This window comes from Streptomyces sp. NPDC058632 (genome assembly GCF_042717095.1).
Lineage (GTDB): Bacteria > Actinomycetota > Actinomycetes > Streptomycetales > Streptomycetaceae > Streptomyces.
This window is the reverse complement of record NZ_JBHXQZ010000208.1, coordinates 1-1,556: the sequence shown is the minus strand read 5'-3', so window position 1 is coordinate 1,556 and position 1,556 is coordinate 1. Positions and strand designations below refer to the sequence as shown.

Sequence of the window (1,556 nt, the reverse complement as noted above, 5' to 3'; positions counted from 1 at the left end):
GGTGGTGCGATGGTGGCGGTGGAGGCGACGGAGGCGGAGGTTGTGCCGCATCTGACCGACGAGGTGTCGGTCGCGGCCGTCAACGGGCCGTCTTCCGTGGTGGTTTCGGGTGTCGGGGCGGCGGTGGAGGCTGTGGCGGAGGTGTTCCGTGGGCTGGGGCGTCGTACGTCCCGGCTGCGGGTGTCGCACGCGTTCCACTCGCCGTTGATGGAACCGATGCTGGACGAGTTCCGCACGGTCGCGGAGGGGCTGTCCTACGCAGACCCCGTCCTGCCTGTGGTCTCCAACGTGTCCGGCCGCATCGCCGCGCCGGGCGAGCTCACCACCCCCGCCTACTGGGTGACCCATGTCCGCGAGGCCGTGCGCTTCGCCGACGGAATCCAGGTACTGCGTGCCGCCGGAGTCGGCCGCTGCGTCGAAGTCGGCCCCGAGGCCGTTCTGACCGGCATGGCCCGCACCTGCCTCGACGACGGCGACGACACCGGTGTCCTGCTGGTGCCGGCCGCCCGCAAGGGCCGGGATGAGACCGACGCCCTTCTCACCGCCCTCGGCCACCTGCACAGCGACGGCGCTTTCGTCGATTGGGCCGCGTACTTCGCCGGCACCGGTGCACGGGCCGTCGACCTGCCGACGTACGCCTTCCAGCGGCAGCGCTACTGGCTGCACGCCACGGACGGCGCCGCCGCCGTCCCCGTCGGCGCCGGCCTGGACGCCTCCGATCACCCGCTGCTGGGTGCGGTGGTGGCGCTGCCGGACTCGGGTGGTGTGGTGCTGACGGGCAGGTTGTCGGTGGGGGCGCAGCCGTGGCTCGCCGACCACGTGGTCCTGGGCCGCACCCTCCTCCCCGGCGCCGTACTCGTCGAACTGTCCCTGACGGCCGGCGAGGCCGTGGGTTGCGCGACGCTGGAGGAACTGACGCTGGCCGCACCGCTGGTGCTGCCCGAGCGGGGCGGCGTCCAGATGCGTGTGGTGGTCGGCCCGGAGAACGGCGGACGTCGCACGGTCGCCGTCTACTCACGCTCCGAGGACACCGCACAGGACTGGTCCACCCATGCCTCCGGTTTCCTGGTGGAGGGTGTGGTGCCGGCGGAGTTCGATCTGGTGCAGTGGCCTCCGGCGGGTGCCGAGGTGGTGCCGGTGGAGGGTGCGTACGAGGTCTTCCGTGAGCGCGGTTATGGGTATGGTCCGGTGTTCCGGGGGCTGCGTGCGGCGTGGCGTCGGGGTGACGAGCTGTTCGCCGAGGTCGGTCTGCCGCAGGAGTCGGTGGGTGAGGCCGGTGGGTTCGGTCTGCATCCGGCGCTGCTGGACGCGTCGATGCATGCGGCGATCCTGAACGACGGTGAGGGCGAGACGGTGATTCCGTTCGCCTGGAACGGCGTACGCCTGCACGCGGCCGGCGCTTCCGCCGTTCGCGTCCGCATCGACAGGTCCGGCGACGGCGGAATGCGGCTGGCGGTCGCCGATGTGACCGGTGCGCCTGTGATGTCGGTCGGGTCCATGGCAGGGCGGCCGGTGTCGGCGGATCAGTTGGGTACGGCGTCCGGTGATGCGGGTGC

1 protein-coding gene is annotated in these 1,556 nt (G+C 71.9%); it reads left to right on the top strand.

Features of this window, described 5'->3' with window-relative positions; genetic code table 11:
• Positions 1–42: 42 nt before the first annotated feature.
• The coding region (locus tag ACFWVE_RS35005; RefSeq protein ID WP_384023299.1) for a polyketide synthase dehydratase domain-containing protein at positions 43–1,556 on the top strand (1,514 nt) is incomplete at its 3' end.